This window comes from Thainema salinarum CENA647 (genome assembly GCF_057732415.1).
Genome location: NZ_JBYJZJ010000022.1, coordinates 4,580,933 through 4,596,770, shown reverse-complemented (window position 1 = coordinate 4,596,770; position 15,838 = coordinate 4,580,933). Strand labels below are relative to the sequence as shown.

The 15,838-nt window shown below is 48.4% G+C and carries 18 protein-coding genes; 4 read left to right on the top strand and 14 right to left on the bottom strand.

From position 1 onward, the window contains the following. Nucleotides 1–17: 17 nt before the first annotated feature. The 4 genes from AC286M_RS26880 to AC286M_RS26865 form a co-directional block, all read right to left on the bottom strand. Nucleotides 18–278, bottom strand: a complete 261-nt coding sequence (locus AC286M_RS26880; protein ID WP_488207305.1) for a hypothetical protein — start codon at nucleotides 276–278, stop codon at nucleotides 18–20. Beyond that, on the bottom strand, nucleotides 278–478 hold the full coding sequence (locus AC286M_RS26875) for a hypothetical protein (RefSeq protein ID WP_488207304.1): 201 nt from the start codon (nucleotides 476–478) through the stop codon (nucleotides 278–280). The genes AC286M_RS26880 and AC286M_RS26875 overlap by 1 nt, the downstream gene beginning before the upstream one ends. 193 nt (nucleotides 479–671) lie before the next feature. Continuing rightward, nucleotides 672–926 (bottom strand): DUF5615 family PIN-like protein, encoded by a 255-nt coding sequence (locus AC286M_RS26870; RefSeq protein ID WP_488207303.1) that lies wholly within the window; start codon nucleotides 924–926, stop codon nucleotides 672–674. Next, a complete protein-coding gene (locus AC286M_RS26865) occupies nucleotides 923–1,216 on the bottom strand; it encodes a DUF433 domain-containing protein (RefSeq protein ID WP_488207302.1) in 294 nt (97 codons plus the stop codon). The genes AC286M_RS26870 and AC286M_RS26865 overlap by 4 nt, the downstream gene beginning before the upstream one ends. 73 nt (nucleotides 1,217–1,289) lie before the next feature. On the opposite strand from AC286M_RS26865, the gene AC286M_RS26860 reads away from it, so the two are divergent. Then, nucleotides 1,290–1,430, top strand: coding sequence for a hypothetical protein (locus AC286M_RS26860; RefSeq protein WP_488207301.1), 141 nt, complete (start codon nucleotides 1,290–1,292; stop codon nucleotides 1,428–1,430). Here AC286M_RS26860 and AC286M_RS26855 read toward each other — a convergent pair. From AC286M_RS26855 to nrdJ, 8 genes are all read right to left on the bottom strand, one after another. After that, nucleotides 1,409–1,792, bottom strand: coding sequence for a type II toxin-antitoxin system VapC family toxin (locus AC286M_RS26855; protein WP_488207300.1), 384 nt, complete (start codon nucleotides 1,790–1,792; stop codon nucleotides 1,409–1,411). The genes AC286M_RS26860 and AC286M_RS26855 overlap by 22 nt on opposite strands. Continuing rightward, complete coding sequence (locus AC286M_RS26850) at nucleotides 1,789–2,025, bottom strand: type II toxin-antitoxin system Phd/YefM family antitoxin (protein WP_488207299.1); 237 nt, start codon at nucleotides 2,023–2,025, stop codon at nucleotides 1,789–1,791. Before AC286M_RS26850 ends, AC286M_RS26855 begins: the two co-directional genes overlap by 4 nt. Before the next feature lie 116 nt (nucleotides 2,026–2,141). Beyond that, nucleotides 2,142–2,468: a DUF4926 domain-containing protein gene (locus tag AC286M_RS26845; protein ID WP_488207298.1), complete on the bottom strand. Its 327-nt coding sequence runs from the start codon at nucleotides 2,466–2,468 to the stop codon at nucleotides 2,142–2,144. 76 nt (nucleotides 2,469–2,544) lie between these two features. Then, the gene (locus AC286M_RS26840; RefSeq protein WP_488207297.1) at nucleotides 2,545–2,934 is read right to left on the bottom strand and encodes a type II toxin-antitoxin system VapC family toxin; all 390 of its coding nucleotides are present in this window, start codon (nucleotides 2,932–2,934) and stop codon (nucleotides 2,545–2,547) included. Then, on the bottom strand, nucleotides 2,924–3,133 hold the full coding sequence (locus AC286M_RS26835; protein ID WP_488207296.1) for a hypothetical protein: 210 nt from the start codon (nucleotides 3,131–3,133) through the stop codon (nucleotides 2,924–2,926). The genes AC286M_RS26840 and AC286M_RS26835 overlap by 11 nt, the downstream gene beginning before the upstream one ends. A 130-nt stretch (nucleotides 3,134–3,263) precedes the next feature. Next, nucleotides 3,264–3,785 (bottom strand): hypothetical protein, encoded by a 522-nt coding sequence (locus AC286M_RS26830; protein WP_488207295.1) that lies wholly within the window; start codon nucleotides 3,783–3,785, stop codon nucleotides 3,264–3,266. A gap of 237 nt (nucleotides 3,786–4,022) precedes the next feature. Continuing rightward, nucleotides 4,023–6,023: a hypothetical protein gene (locus AC286M_RS26825; protein WP_488207294.1), complete on the bottom strand. Its 2,001-nt coding sequence runs from the start codon at nucleotides 6,021–6,023 to the stop codon at nucleotides 4,023–4,025. Nucleotides 6,024–6,153: 130 nt separating this feature from the next. Continuing rightward, nucleotides 6,154–8,331, bottom strand: coding sequence for a ribonucleoside-triphosphate reductase, adenosylcobalamin-dependent (gene nrdJ, locus AC286M_RS26820; RefSeq protein WP_488207293.1), 2,178 nt, complete (start codon nucleotides 8,329–8,331; stop codon nucleotides 6,154–6,156). A gap of 287 nt (nucleotides 8,332–8,618) precedes the next feature. Between nrdJ and AC286M_RS26815 the strand changes: the two genes are divergently transcribed. After that, on the top strand, nucleotides 8,619–9,113 hold the full coding sequence (locus AC286M_RS26815) for a hypothetical protein (protein ID WP_488207292.1): 495 nt from the start codon (nucleotides 8,619–8,621) through the stop codon (nucleotides 9,111–9,113). 10 nt (nucleotides 9,114–9,123) lie between these two features. On the opposite strand, the gene AC286M_RS26810 is transcribed toward AC286M_RS26815, so the two are convergent. Next, complete coding sequence (locus AC286M_RS26810; RefSeq protein WP_488207291.1) at nucleotides 9,124–9,435, bottom strand: hypothetical protein; 312 nt, start codon at nucleotides 9,433–9,435, stop codon at nucleotides 9,124–9,126. 347 nt (nucleotides 9,436–9,782) lie between these two features. Between AC286M_RS26810 and AC286M_RS26805 the strand changes: the two genes are divergently transcribed. After that, nucleotides 9,783–11,876 (top strand): IS1096 element passenger TnpR family protein, encoded by a 2,094-nt coding sequence (locus AC286M_RS26805; RefSeq protein ID WP_488207290.1) that lies wholly within the window; start codon nucleotides 9,783–9,785, stop codon nucleotides 11,874–11,876. A gap of 201 nt (nucleotides 11,877–12,077) precedes the next feature. After that, nucleotides 12,078–13,904 (top strand): glycoside hydrolase family 15 protein, encoded by a 1,827-nt coding sequence (locus AC286M_RS26800; RefSeq protein ID WP_488207289.1) that lies wholly within the window; start codon nucleotides 12,078–12,080, stop codon nucleotides 13,902–13,904. 3 nt (nucleotides 13,905–13,907) lie between these two features. On the opposite strand, the gene AC286M_RS26795 is transcribed toward AC286M_RS26800, so the two are convergent. Continuing rightward, the gene (locus AC286M_RS26795; protein WP_488207288.1) at nucleotides 13,908–15,680 is read right to left on the bottom strand and encodes an Rqc2 family fibronectin-binding protein; all 1,773 of its coding nucleotides are present in this window, start codon (nucleotides 15,678–15,680) and stop codon (nucleotides 13,908–13,910) included. Nucleotides 15,681–15,838 lie beyond the last annotated feature (158 nt).

The following is a 15,838-nucleotide window of genomic DNA, read 5'->3' as shown; positions in this document are numbered from 1 at the left end:
ATTAGTGCAGAACAAATTTACAGTCTGGTGATCAGCTTGTCGTATTCAGCATGAGTGCCAATCCAGAACCAGGAAATACCGTTATCGACTTCTACTCCGATGGCTCGATGGCTTAATACTGCTCGAACTGACCAATATTTCTTACCCAGTTTCTTGAAGTGCAGTGACGGATGGGATGGATCAGTTTTGAGTAGGTCATAAGCCGCGTCAGCCGTGCGCTGTACGTTTTCAGGTAGAGCGTTGTAGCATTGCCAGAAGCGTCGCGAGGCATAGTGCATCAGAGTTCTTGGCAGTGTCCGGCTTTGAATTCAGCGATCGCTTCCTGAGCAAGTGCATCTAATTTGCCATCGGCGATGTCTTGCTCTAGCTGTTCGTCCCACCGTTCGTAGTCGAGGTCAAAAAACCAGTGTCTAAGCTGCTCAAATTCGCTGGATGGCAGTGAAAGAATGGCGGCCTCAATTTGCTCAAGGTTTGACATAATCAGGTTTTCCTTGCGTGCCCTTGAGGGAATTATAGCTTTGGCAAAGAGGACACAGCGATCGCACTTCTCTCATCGCACCTCACCTAACTGAGATCGCACTTTAGGCATATAGCAATTGATTTTTGATTTCTGCGGCTGTCAGCGCGTTAACTAGAATGCCAATTCTTTGAGCAACTTCGTAAGCATTTTTTTAAGGGACTACGATAATTCCGGCGTGTTGTTTGTCTGCTTCGATGTACTGGAGATGCAATTGTTCAAAGTCAACACGGTTATGAGTCAGAATGCATCGGCCAGTGGAAGCGGCAAATTCAAGCTGCTCTGCATCTGTTTTACCCAGTGCGGCCTGTTCAGGAACGGTCGTAACGTCTAAACCGCGCGATCGCAACAGCGTGGCGACAAGTGCCGACATGTCTTCATCGGTGTAAAGTGCGGCAAATGTTGTCACAGTTGGCCTAGTGCAGCTTTTACGGCTGGATGAACTAATTCATCAGGAACTCGGTTTTGTTCAATGTATTCGTTGATTTCGGCTTGATGATCGAGATAGAAGCTGAGGGCGTCAAATATTTGCGCGAGTGTTAGATGGGGTAAGTGATTCAAGATTTCTTCTGGCATGATGCCGAGTCGCCACAAGCCAACGATGGCGCGGACGGAGGTGCGAGTGCCTGCAATGATTGGCTCTCCGCTGAGGATTTCGGAGTTGCTGGTGACGTAGCGTGAGAGGGTTTTAGTAGACATAGGTTAGTTGATACCTCAGTAATTGCCTCTTGAGCGCATGCTTTTAGTTTACTGTTTGCAGTTGAAGGATTAAATGATGGTGCGATCGCACTTTTCCCATCACACTTCCCAAACTGCGATCGCACTTCTCCCATCACACTTCCCAAACTGCGATCGCACTTCTCCCATCACACTTCCCAAACTGCGATCGCACTACATCACACTCACTGAGTAGGCACGAATTGCTGCGTCTACTGTTGCAATCGTTAAGTTACTCTGTAATGCTTGGCAGATCAGCATTCTGTCAAATGGGTCGCGGTGCAGTGAGGGCAGATTGGCCAGTTGCATTACGCTGTTTTCGTCGAGAGCGAGACTGGTAATTTTGTGCAAATCGCGTTGTTTCGGTAAATAGGTTGCGGGATGTTCGGGGAGAGGTAATTTACCAAGCTGATATTTGACGATTGCTTCCCAGACGGAAACGCTACTCAGGTAAACCTCGTTATTTGGATTACGAATGGCATCTCGCACGTTGGTCGATAGCTGGGTATCACCGCTGATGAACCACAGAAAGATATGGGTATCGAGCAGAATCCTCATTTGCCTTCGAATGCATTTAGCAGATCGTCTGGTAAGGGTGCATCAAAGTCATCTGGGACGGTAAATTCACCTGAACACAAACCAAATGGTCGCAGTTGTTCACGGCTCGCGATGGGCTTAAGTTCTGCAATGGGCTTATCTGATTTGAAGATGACCAGCGTTTCTCCTGCTTCTACTTGAAGCAAGTATTTCAGTGGATCTTGCTGTATTTGATCAACGGTTACGTTAAGCATCGTCCACCTCACATTGCGAAGGTTTACCCTTGAGGGAAATTATAGCCTTGGCAGAGAAGACACCGCGATCGCACTTTTCCCATCGCGCTTTCCTAAACTGCGATCGCACTTAACTCTCAAGCAGATTTTTGATCGTCTTGATCTTTTTGGAGGAGGAATTCTAGGTATTCTTCGAGTTGAAGTAGTCGTGTTTGGGATAATTTACGCAGTTTGAGCAGGATTTCTTCTTCTTGCTGCGATTGGCTGATCGGAATAATTTGAGAGGCTGCGACTTCAACTGTGATGTTGGGGACGTTGAATCCTTCGAGGCTGTAGCCGTCTTCGTTGCCTTCGGGCATGGAATAGTGTTCGACGATAGTTGCGATCGCACCTCGCTTGAGATTGTATTCTGGTAAATCTTCGGCAAGGGCAACTTGGGAGTATAAAGGATACTGAGTTTTCATTGGCGTTCTCCTTTATCTGGCACTCAAAGTATCGCACTTCTCCCAACGCACCTCACCCAACCGAGATCGCACTCAGCTACCACTGTTCCAGTAACAAACCGTCTACATAATTAAAGTCGGTGTCATCTGTCACTAAGACCCAGTCATGTTCCAAACACTGAGTTGCAATCCAAACGTCATTCATTGGGATTGGCCGTCCTTTGCGTTTCAAAGCTAATCGGGTTCGGGCATAGACTGCTGCTGTTTCTCTTCCGAGTGGCACAACTATACAAGCGGATATGAACTCCAAGTAACGGGGTAGGTTCTGCAAGGAACGTGTGGAGTTTTCTGCACCAAATAGCAATTCTCCAACGACGACCGTTGGCAAAATGATTTCTGGTAGTGCCAATACTCTTGCGGTAATTGCTGTATCTCCATTCAAGAAGCGGATTGCAACAGAGGTATCTAGGGCAATTTCACCACTCATCTAGATCAACCTGCCGACATTCGGTTGTAATGGCATCTTGTAGTTCTTGGGCTTCTGAGTCGCTCAGAATTCCGGCAAACTTGGCGAGGGGATGGCGTTGGCGGGTGGCTTTGACGCGGTGGAGAAAGTCGAGGACTGTTTGCACTAGCTCGTCCGGGGCTTGTTCAAGTTCTTGAATGAGTTGTTCGCGGTTGGTCATACGTTTGAGGTTGCTTGATCGGGTGGAGCGGCTGTAATTTCAGTATATCCAAGGGTAAAACTATCACCGCGATCGCACTTTTTCCATCGCACTTTCAAACTGAGATCGCACTTCTCCCATCGCACCTGCATTAGTAGCCGACTTTGACGAAGGGTGTGCCGTAGCTGCGATCTTTTTTGATTAATTTGCCTAGATATTTTTGGCGAACGTCGCTGTTTGCTTTGCGTCCGATGAATTCCCAGCGGTCAGATATTCCGTTGTCGTCAAAGAAGCGAGTGAAGTATTGCTGAGTACCAGCTTTGACCCAACCATGTATTTCATAGACTTCTTTGATGATGCCGCCATAGGTTGCGTAGGCAAATTTGATGGATTCATCTCTTGGAATATTGTGCCAAGTGCCTCGTGTGGCTTCAAATAGCTCTAGCTCAGACATGGAGGGTTTATAACTTTGATTTAGCAAAAACGCTAAACCTTTATGCTCCGCTGCTATTTCGATGGCTTCGCCACCTTTAACAATCTGATCTAAGTCAATTGCATCTTGAGGATTTGGATTCTCGTTGGATAAGACCGTTAATCTTACTCGCTGCCCAGCCAGTTCGGAGCCATGCAGCAGAATTTCTTCCCAGGTTCCTTCAATGGTTCGTTGTTCCATGAGATGACCTCTCGACTTTCTTGCATTATGGCAGGATTATTTTTTCTAGTATGATCACACTTCTACCATCGCATTTCATACTCAGCAGTTGCCTCTTGAGCGAATGCTTTTAGTTTAATGTCTGTGGTTGTTCAAGGACTAAGTGATACTGCGATCTCATGTTCCCAACCCCAACCCTAACTTACCTAACATTGGCGAAGGCGTAAATTCTTTAGTGATTGGAGCAAAATATTTTCTTTACAAGTAAGAATCGATTAAGCGATTCAAGCTACTAATATATTTGCCACTAAGTTCATCAAGTTTTTCTCTGAAAGTGTACCAGTATGGTTGTACGGAGTCCTGAATTTCCAAAGACTTTATGAAAAGCGTTTCAAACCTACTTACACAACTGTACGAACTAGATATTTGAGAATTTTCAAAGAAACATTCTAAAATATGTTCCCATTGTGATGAACTTAAATATTCTGCGATTCTTATTAGCAAATTTGCATTAATTCCAGCAGCGTCAAAACTACCAGATTTAGCAAATCTATTAATTATAGTTGAAATATTGTCTTTCAAGATCGGTTCAAGAAGATCATTGGATATTTGATCCCAGTGCCTTCTTGATTCTAAAAGCGTTTCAAAATCAATGATCTTAATCTGTTGAATGATAGAAGTTTCAAGTTTATTCAAGATTTCATCTTCTGGTTGCTCTGCTGATTCATAAATTGACTTTGCTATAAGTAACTCTTCTAAATCGGCACCTTGTATTTTGGTTATTAACTCAGGCATGAGTAAGGGATTCAAGAAACTGTCTTCATACGTGGCAACCAAATATATGATATCTTCTAAAGACAATTTATCTGCTTCTACTTCTACTTGTATAACCATAAATTTATCAAATAGAAGAAGAAATTCTTCCTTGGGACTTTCTATTGATTTATATATTGATTTTGCCGAAAGGAGACTCTTCAAGTTTGAGCCATTAATTTTCTCCTCTAGCTCTGGTTCTATTAGTCTATTAAGCCATTTATCGTTATATTTAAATATTACTGAAACCAGTTTGTTTAATGAAGCAAGCTGTATTTTTTCTTTTAAGTATGGTTCAATACTTATATCTAGTTCTGGGAACTCATCCGTCCTCATGGAAAGCAATTCATCAAAATTGGCTTTCGAAGCTGATTCTTGTAAAAGATAAAAAATGACTTCTGACCTAAAGAAGCGATCCTTGACCTTTTCTTTTAAGAATAAAAGATCTTCTATGGGTATTCTTAGCTTATCAATTACAGACTGCTTTAGAAACACAATATGAGACGCTTTCGATAGAATAAAAATTGCTTCTCTCGAAAGCTTTTTGTAATAATGATATTCGTCCTCATAAATATCAAAATTCTCAATAAAAACTTTTGCCTTTATCTGACAAGCCTCACTCAATTTATCCCAGGCAGTGATTTTTTCAAGGTATATAATTACTTTGCTCCAATCGGAATCAACAACTTTATTTATAATGATATCGGACAAATAAGTGTTTAAGATTTCTCCTGTTTCTTTAGGATGTATTTTAGATACAGCAATTAATGCTGAAAATTGTCGTGCTCGTTCTTCTTCCGAAAAGTCATCTGTTAATAAGCTTACGGTTAATCCTAAGACAATATCTTTAATCAAACTAAATCGAGCACGCACTAATGGGCTTGATTGAAAATGTTTTATTGCCCGATCAGGTTCAACTGGAAAATTTTCAGATTTAATGTCTTGAAAAATTCGAGTTTTAGCAGCACGCCCTTGCACTGGTGGACGTTGTAAAAGATGCATCACTGCACTTCTCAAGTGATAACGTGCTAGTTCTGCCGTAGCTTCAAATGGTTCCTCCAAAGATGTCATAGAAGGATGAGCACATCGACTTCTATCTTCAAATAATCTTTCAATGTCTGATTTTTCTACATTTGATATTAGCTCAAACTCTGTAAGTGCTAAATTTGGAATATCAGACTCAAACTGCCAAAGCTCTTTAACTTTCTTTTCTGAGCTTAATTTTTCAAATTTTTGTAGTAGATTTGCAGCTTTTCCATCGCCTAGTAATTCAAGTTCCCGTAACTTATGTAAGAAGTCAAATACTATAGCGTTCCAAGTCGCAACAATACAAGAGCGAAATGCTCCAGCACGGTAACAAGCAACTGCTTCTTGAATGAATTTCTTAGATAACTGATCCCTACATTTAACTATCAGCTCATCTAAATCTATGAATGCTTCGTACATGATTTATATGCAGAAATATAGTAGTGAATTAAGATTTGCTAGTAACATAATAATCCGTCAATGCAAAACTAAAAGGGAGGACAGACAAACGTCTACCCTCCTTACGCTCAAAACTCAACCTGCACCCAAATTACTTCTTCTGTTCCGGGAACAAACACTTATCCGAATCACAGCCCGCTGGCCCTGCTTCAGACATTTCAGATAGGTCATAGCGACTCAGCGCCCGATTAAAATCATCCGTTTCCCGGCGAGCATGAACCGCCGCCGCCAGCCGCTCATACTCCTCTTTTGAGATTGGCTCAAACGGCAAACGCGGGAACGTTTGGTGATCATCAAATCGGGCCAGCAGCGCCGCCGAAATATAGCCCTCGTCATTTGCGATCGCCTGATAAATCCGCTCACCCAGCCACTCAATTTCAGCTTCGCGGAACTCAATCGTCGCCGACGTATTGTGCGCCGTATAGTGCTTCTGCACCTGCATATAGAAATCAAACTGCGCCGCCGCCGAAAACTGCGAGACATCAATCTGATCCGCCCCCGGCAGATTCGCCCAGGACACCTCAACTGGAATTTCCACCAGCCACTCCGTACAGCGCGGATCAAACGGATCATTCAGCAGATTGCCATTCTCATCCTTATCCGACTGCGACGGCACCACCGAATAACCATAGTCAATACAGGCCATCGCCACCGGGTCACTCTTGCGGAACGTAATCCGGCGGATAAACCGCTGCGCCTTCGGTGGGTGCCAACCCGAACTCGCACCCGACAGCAGCGACTTCGTCCCCGCAGGCTGCACCGTCGTACAGCGATTCGGACGCTTCAAGCCGTTGCGATCGCAATAATCCCACACCGCCTGATGCACAATATTGCGCCAGCGGCTCAGGTATTCCTGCTCCTTCGCCTTAAACTCCAGACCCGTCACCGTATTAGGCCGACCCTCGTCCCACCAGCGCAGCCAATCCGTGCCAAACGCGTGCACAAAGAAGTCAAACAGCCCCGTAAACGACACACCCACAATCGGGTCATCCAACCGCGACTGCTGATAGCGCGGCTCCACAAACTGATGGTTGAGTAGGGCAGCAACTGCGATCGCGCCCGCCGTAAATGCCTCCTCTTGCTCCTCCGGATTATGCGGATCAAGCTGATTCAGGTGAACTTCAGCTAAATTACAGTGAAAATTACTACCCAGGATCTCACCGCATGGATTCAAACCATAGCGATCATCGCCCTCTGCCCGACGCTTTGCTTCACCTGCCCACTGAATAGCACCTTCACCGGAATAGAACTGCTTGCGAACTGAATCCACGCAGTCTTCCAAGCTTGGCTTCGTATGGAACACGCGGGTATGATTCGCCATCCGCAGCGCATCCCGTTCGGGGTCAATCCGCCAGTTGCCCGCTTCGTCCTGCATCCAGAGGTTATCTTTGGCACCCGTCGCAACCGTGTCGTTGCTGTCAAACTGACGCATCCCCGCTGATCTGCGTATATTGCCTGCCACCACGCAAGCTGCTGCTTCATCAATCAGCAGACAGCACTCAATCGAATTCAGCTTGCGACCATTAGCCTTATTGAGAATATTGGCGCAGCGCTCATACAGAGACGGCAGCCGCACCGGATTCGCCATGCCGCCAAAGCCCTTCAGCTTTTCACCCGCCGGACGAACATCGCTGAGATCAATCGTGACGTTGACCTCACCATCGAACTGCGGATCGGTAGACAGTTCCAGCAGCGATTGATAGGACTTCACCCAGCCCTGGCGACTGTCGCCCACCTTAATCTGAACGGTTTGTCCGTCAATTTGAACGTCGGTTTCTTCGCGCCGCTGATCGGCAGGCGTCACACCAATCTCGCCGCTCATCGTCACACTGAGCCGATTGCGAATCTCTGGGAGCTGATTAATATATTTGGGTTCCAGAACCGCGCCTGTGCCGCAGCCCATCATGGCCAAATCCATCATCAGGCCAAAGGCTTGCCAGTCCACGACATTCGTACTGGTGCAGTTATACGCCCCAGAAAAGTTAGCCGGATTCTCTAGCCATTCGGTGCCGCCCACCCAGAGCCACCGCCCCGAAGGCAGCGCCTTGAGCTGCCGCTGCATCCGCCCAATCAGAGCCGATTCTACGCTGGTCAGCTTACCGAGCTTAATTAAACCCTTTAAGGTGCGATCGCACACCTCATCCCAAGACTCGCGGCGATTATCCTCCAGCTTGCGACGGCTATACGTGCGATAAAATACCGGATTCGCCGCAGGCGCAGATTCCGGAAAGGGGCTTTGATGACGGGTGCGTTCCAGTTCTTGAACCATAGAAATAGCTGTCCTCCAGGCTGGGCTTAAATACCAAATTTATGCGTCGTAATGGGATCAATGGTAAGACACATCTAGCGTCTTGCAAGTAGGTAATGCAAAAATTGACCCTATGGATAGGGGGTTAAAATATTGAGTTTGATAGACGTTTAAACTCTAACATAACGTTTATTTATGTGTACGTAAGCTATGATCAGATATGTTATGGCTATTCCACATCGGGTAGGGGCGAATGGCCATTTGCCCCTACAGAAACGTTGACAACTTTGGACAGCCTATTTGACCCTATGGATGGTTTTACCCGTCAAGAAGCGATCGCACTCACCCAAACCACATCGAGTCGGCTCGCCTATCTCGACCGCACAGGCATTGTGATACCGGAAAAATACGGCAATCACAAGAAGCCCACGGTGATTTACAGTTGGGAACAAATTCTGGAAATCCGCGCCATCAATGACCTGCGCCAGCAAACTTCGCTCCAGATGGTGCGTAAAATTGTTGAATTTCTTGATGAACACGGCCTCGACCCCAGCCTGCGCGACAAACATCTCGTCGTCGCCAACGATGAAGTGTTTCTCGTCCTGCCCGACTGGTCAGACATGCCCCAAGTGATGAAAGTCGCCGGACGCAGCAATCAAAGCATCGGCCAAATGGTACTCGTCGTCCTGCCGCTGCTAGCCGACGTGATTCGCGATGTTTGGCAAGCCGCTCAGGAATCTGACGTGGTGGATTTTGCCAGCTTTAAACGAAGGGCGAAAGCGGCTCCAGCACAGGCATCGTAAAAACTGACTTCTACCGCAAACGGAACCGCTTCAGCCGTCCCGTCCAAATAATCTGCACCAGACTGAGCAGCGCCAGCAGCTTCTGCACTTGCTGAATTTGCTGCTCCAATCTCTGATACTTCAGCCGCAGATCTCGCGTACCAGCTTGCCCATTCAAAATCGCTGCTGGAGCGTTATTCAGCGTACGATACGTACACTGCTCGTAGCGAATGAGGCGAGTTGCAAACTGAGATAAGACTCGCTTCCAGCACCAGAGCCGCCAAGCGCACCAAAAGAAGAAGACTGAAAGCAAAATGTTGATCGAGATGACAATGGCAACCATAGCAAAGGTTTGTTAGTGTCCCGGCGTGTGCTGGTTAGCTGAATCATGATTCCATTACAGCATCATTCCCCGGTGTTCCAAACGGCCACATTCTTTAAACCAGTCGAAATTTTGGATCGCTTTCCGTCTGCGGTGTTATCAGTAAAGTAGTGGGCCAACCTAAAACTAGGATTGTGAATTGAATAAGTTCGATATTGCGTAGGGGCGGGTTTAGTAGACCAATCTATACCTTGTCATAGAGTTGACGGCAAAACCCGCCCTACAGGTTGTGAATTTATGAAATCCACCCTCCTAAAAGTAGTTGGTTGACCGTTGTGTTCCCTTGCTGCATCTTTACGGAGGAGCGTATGACCTTCCAGTTCAACCAGCTCGACAAAATTGCCGACTTTGACAAGACAATGGCAATCTTGGAAGAAGAATATATTCCCAATTTACTGGAAGCTTTTGTCAATTCACCGGAAGCAAAAGCTTACGTCAAGGCGCATCCGCAAGAGGGGGAATACCTGGGTGACTGGGTTGGCAACTTTGTCTATTTTGGCTATGCCTACACCGGAACTACGCTGCCGAAGATGAAGCAGCAGGATGCTGAGGAGATTCTCCTCGACGTGTTTCCGCGCAAGGTTTCGTTGATGAATCCTGACGAGGCGAACAGCACGATTCCAGAATTGATTGCGTTTTGGCAGTTTTTACAGCGGGAATATAAGCAGCGCAACAGCAAAAAGATTCTGGCCTTTCTGCACAAAATTGAGCCGACGTTCACAGACACAATGAACGATCCAAGTAAATTTGGCATGGCTAAGTCGTTCATGATGTCGGGGATGCAGGCTGGCTTTGACATGACCACTCAGGAAGGGTTGGATGCGTTTCAGCAGCAGTATAACCAGCAGCTTCAGGAAGGTGGCACACCCCTGCCTGGATTTCCCGGTTCGTCAATGTCGATGGCGGCAGGTGCTGGTCAAAATCCGTTAGCGGCTTATCCCATTCCAGAAGGAGTGCCGCCAGAGTTTGTGGCACTGCTGAGTCAGCAGATGGGATTTGGAGCTTTTCCGGGTCTAGAGCATTTGCCATCTGATCCACAGCAACTCGCAGAAGCGATCGCACATCATCTCGTCGAATCGGGTGACGTCCGACTGGATCAATCAGCCGTCGCTGATGCTCTGCCCCATCTGCTTCAAGAATTGCAGTCCGCCGCCGTCCAAGATCCCTTTGCCACTGACCCGATAGAACTACCCGAATCTGCGATCGCACTGCTCCAGGATCTGGACATTACTGAAACCACACCGGGCACCATTGTCAAAGACTTTGAAACCTTGTTAGCGGCAATGGGGGACAAGGGATTACCCGTCAGCGGCAAGCTACAGCATATTTCGCTCAAGCTGCTGGGTGATTTGAATGCCCAGATGAGTCAGCCGATTCAGCTCGCGCTCAAGCGCCCCCAGCAGAAGTCCTACGCGAATCTGCATGGCCTCTGCCTGTTGCTGCGGGCAACGGGGATCACCAAGGTTGCAACGGTCGGCAAAACGCCCCATCTACAGGTCGATCCCGACATCTATGCATCGTGGCAAACGCTGAATCCTACGGAGAAATACTTCACGCTGCTGGAAGCCTGGCTGCTGCGAGCCACGGGTGAAATGATTGGTGAGGATCGCAATCCCATGAATGAGGGTGGCCGAGTACTGAACGGTTGGGCCTATTTGATGGATCGGCAAAAAACGTACAAGAACTACAACGAACAGCAGGATCTAAACTACTGGCCAGGACTCCACAATGTGGCGCTGATGCAGATGTTTGGCTGGGTGGAGATTAACTCGCCCAAGCCGGAAGCGGGCAAGGGCTGGCGGATCAAAAAAGTGAAGCCGTTGCCCATTGGTGATGCGATCGCAACTGCTGCGGCTGGGGTTTATTACCAACGGGAATACGGTGGTGGTTTTCAGCAAAACTACACTCAGCCGTGGGGAGAGCTACAGCCCTGTTTTCAGCCCTACTTCCCCGCATGGCAGCACAATCTGGCCATGCCCAAACAGCAGGAGCACCAGATCGGCACTTATCTCTTCAAGGTTTCTCTCGGCAACGTTTGGCGGCGGCTCTCCATTTCCAGTGAATCAACGCTGGAAGAACTGTCGGATTTAATTCTGAATTCCGTTGATTTCGATTCCGATCACTTACATCTATTTGCCTATAAAGATGGCATGGGGCGCACGATTGAGGTGCATCATCCCTATGATGAATGGCACAACGGCCCCCTTTCAGACCAAATCCTAGTGGGTGATTTGCCGCTGGAGCCAGGCATGTCGATGGACTATGTGTTTGACTTTGGTGATTATTGGGAATTCAGCATTCTGCTCGAAGAAATTCAATCGGGTAAACCGAAACGCAACAGTGACAAAATTCTAGAAAGCCACGGCGAAGCTCCCGAACAATATCCCAGTTGGGATGAATAACTCAATCTGTAGGTTGGGCAGTGCCCGCCAATCTGGATTCAGCCTAATTCACATGCAAGTTGTGAAATATCTGAACGTTGGCAAAATATGTGGTTGTCAATGGCAAATTCTATCTGTAGGGTCTGTGCAAATCGGCAGAGGCTTGCCTATTCTGTCCAATAGGCGACATCTCTGTTAAGTTTCTTGAAGCACTTTGACCCTATGGGCTATCAACCGATTGAAAACTACGGCATTATCGGCAACATGCGCACCACGGCTCTTATTGGGCTGAACGGTTCCATTGACTGGTTTTGCTATCCAAATCACGATTCTCCTAGCATTTTTTCAGCCATTTTGGATCATGAAAAAGGTGGCCATTTTCGCATCACTTCAACTGTCGAAGATGTTTCTTACAAACAGTTTTATTGGCCCGATACCAACGTATTAGTAACTCGTTTTTTATCGAATCAAGGCGTAGGGGAGATTATTGATTTTATGCCCGTGGGGACGGACAATTTTCATCCTTGGATTGTTCGCCAAGTTAGAATGTGTCGCTGTTCAATGCCGTTTCGGTTGACTTGCCGTCCAGCCTTTAACTATGCCCGAGATGAGCATTACACCAAGTTAGTGGATGAAGGTGCTGTCTTTTTATCTGACAATCTCAATCTAGCGTTAGTAACAGAGATGGATCTCCAGCAAGATGGAGACGGCGTGACGGCAGAATTTACCCTTCAGGAAGGAGAATCGGCAGTCTTTGTGCTGCGCAGTATTGACAGTCTAGACGATAGCTATGCTCCTATTTCGTGTCAGTATGCCGATCATTTATTTGAGCAAACGGTTCACTACTGGCGCAAATGGATCTCCCAAAGCGTCTATCGAGGTTTGTGGCGAGGTCGGGTAGAGCGCTCGGCTCTGGTGCTGAAGCTGCTGACCTATGAGCCTACGGGAGCAATCGTTGCGGCACCCACAACAAGCCTGCCAGAAGACATTGGTGGCGAGCGCAACTGGGACTATCGCTATACGTGGTTACGCGATGCAGCCTTTACAGTCTATGCCTTGCTGCGACTGGGCTTTACGCAGGAAGCCGATGGCTTTATGAACTGGATTGAGCAGCGCTGTCAGGAAATTGATGGTCAGGCAACACTGCAAGTGGTGTATGGCATTGACGGTCGCCGTGACCTGACTGAAGTTCATCTGGATCATCTCTCTGGCCATCACGATTCCACGCCCGTCCGCATTGGCAACGGTGCCTATAGCCAGCATCAGCTCGATATTTATGGGGAACTGATGGACTCGGTTTATCTCTATAACAAGCATGCTGTGCAGATTTCCTATGACTTTTGGCAGCATTTGCGGCGCATCCTCAACTGGCTCTGTGATAACTGGCAGCAACCGGACGATGGCGTTTGGGAGTCCCGCGATGGGAAAAAGCAGCATGTTTACTCCAAGCTGATGTGCTGGGTGGCGTTTGATCGGGGGTTGCGGCTAGCAGATAAACGATCATTTCCGGCGGATCGTCAGCGATGGATGACTGAACGCGATCGCATTTATCAAGAGATTTTTGATAAGGGCTGGAACGCTGAACTGGAGTCCTTTGTGCAGGTCTACGATGGCGACACGCTTGATGCTGGTTGCCTGATTATGCCGCTAGTCTTCTTCATGGCACCTAATGATCCACGCATGATCAAAACGCTGGAACAGCTACAAAAGCCACCTCGGGCAGGAGGATTGAGCGCCAATAGTTTGGTCTATCGGTACAATCCTGTAACGAACGATGATGGTTTATCGGGGCGCGAGGGCACGTTTAATCTCTGCACCTTTTGGCTGGTGGAGGCCCTGACCCGCGCTGGCTACACCGATCCAAAACAGCTTGACAAAGCTCGCTTGATCTTTGAAGAAATGCTGAGCTATGCCAATCATCTAGGGCTATACGCGGAGGAAACAGGTATCAACGGCACCGCCCTGGGTAACTATCCCCAAGCGTTTACTCATATTGCCTTGATTAGCGCCGCCTGGAATTTGAACAAAGCTTTGGAAAATTCCAGATAGACTTTATCCAGCTTCAACGGCGACTTTTGGCTGCGCTGCCTCGAACTGTTCAATTGCCTGTTTTCCCTGCTGCGGTTCGCCCCAAATCACCTGTTCGTGCTTGTAGATCACCATGCCCGGTTTGGCACCCTTGGGTTTGTAAACATGCTTGGGTTCCGTATAGATTACCGGAGCCTGGTCGCTCTGGCGGGCGCGACTGAAGTAAGCCGTTAAGTTGGCGGCAAACTGAAGGTCGGCTTGGTCAGGTACCGCACCCGGATCGAGTCGCAGCAGGGCGTGGCTACCGGGGATTTCCTGAGTGTGAAACCAGATATCGTATTCCGTGGCCACGCGGAACGTGAGCAGATCGTTTTGGCGATTATTGCGCCCGATCCACAGCTCAAAACCGCCGGGGGTCGGGAAGCGGTAAAACTCGGTTGATTCGCTATCCCGTCGCTGAGCGCGCACATTCGGGTCGTCCATGTAACCCTGCTGCACCAGCTCATCCCGAATTTCTTCCAGCATCCACAGATCGGACGGCTGCTGATACTGCTGGACTTGCTCCAGCGCATCCTCAACCTGTTCTAGATATTGAATTTCACTGTTCACTTCAGCCAGTAAAGGTTCCACCGACTGCCGCGCCCGCTTCAGCTTCTGGTGCCGCTTGTAGAGGGCTTGAGCATTTTGCACCGCATTCTTTTCGGGATTAAGCGCGATCGCAACTTCTTCACCCGTTTCAAACTCATTCAGCCGAATCGTCTGCATTCCCGGTTGCCACTCGTGCAGATAGGCCATCAGCAGATCGGCCTGCTGGCGAAACGTATCGGCTTCGTCGGACTGCTGAATGCGATCGCGAAACGTGTTGGCCTTTTGCGTTGCTTTTTTAAGGAAGTTACTCAGCTTCTGGCTGAGCTGCTGGCGCAGGCGATTGAATTCTTGCTGATTCGTTTGGTCACGGTAGTAGTCGCGCAGCAGAACCTGCACATTTTCGGCAGGAGCGATCTGCTCCCAGCCCATGACGGTGTAGCCTTTCTCCAGCCAGCCGGGATTAAACTCGTCCTGTGCCAGCGCCGTTAGCCATTCTTGCCAGTGCTGATGGAGCCGCTGCCAGTCGGTATCGTTTAACTCATCAGTGGACTGATCGGCATTGAGTCCCGCCGCGCCAATCATGCCCCGTACCAGCGCCGAGCTTAAGCCGCGATAGGAGCGCACCATCATTTTGACTAGCTTACCGGGCACCAGCCGAATGCGATCGCGCCACTGGTCAAACGGTTCAGTCAATGTCGGAATCGGATCAGTGAGTCTCGGTGGCTTAACATAGGGCTGTCCGGTCAGAATGGGCCGCACGCTGGACTGCTGCTCGCTCACCTGATGGGCGACGCTGACGATCACGTTCTTTTGGTTAGCCAGAATAACGTTGCTGTACTGGCCCATGATTTCCACATACAAGTGCCAGATCGGTTCATCGCCGGGACGCTGGCCAAACTGCAAATCCACGACCCGTTCCCAGGGTTCCACCTGTGCGATCGCAGTTAAGGCTAGCCCATTTAACTGATGCCGCAGCTGTTCGCTAAACGTAAATGTATCCGGTGTGCGGGGCGGAGCCTCACCGATATGCAGCCGCGCCGCCTGAGGATGCCAGGAAATTGTCAGCCAATCCCGCCGATCCAATGTGCGGAGCGCCAATGAGAGGGTAAAGCGATCTCGTTGATAGACCTGCTCCATCCGGGCAGGTAGCCAACCTGAACGCAATTCAGCGCAGGCAGCCATCAGCGTCGTGAAATCAACGGGTTGCATAAGCGAGGCATCTGAAACGGAACGTCCGTTCCCATTGTCTCAATTAATCTTCCCGTGTGACAGAAACCTGGGGTGGGTTATGGTGGAGTGCTGCTTGAAAGTGAGGAGTGAGGTGAGAGAAGCGAAAGGGCTGCAAAAACCAGTACCTCGCACCTAGT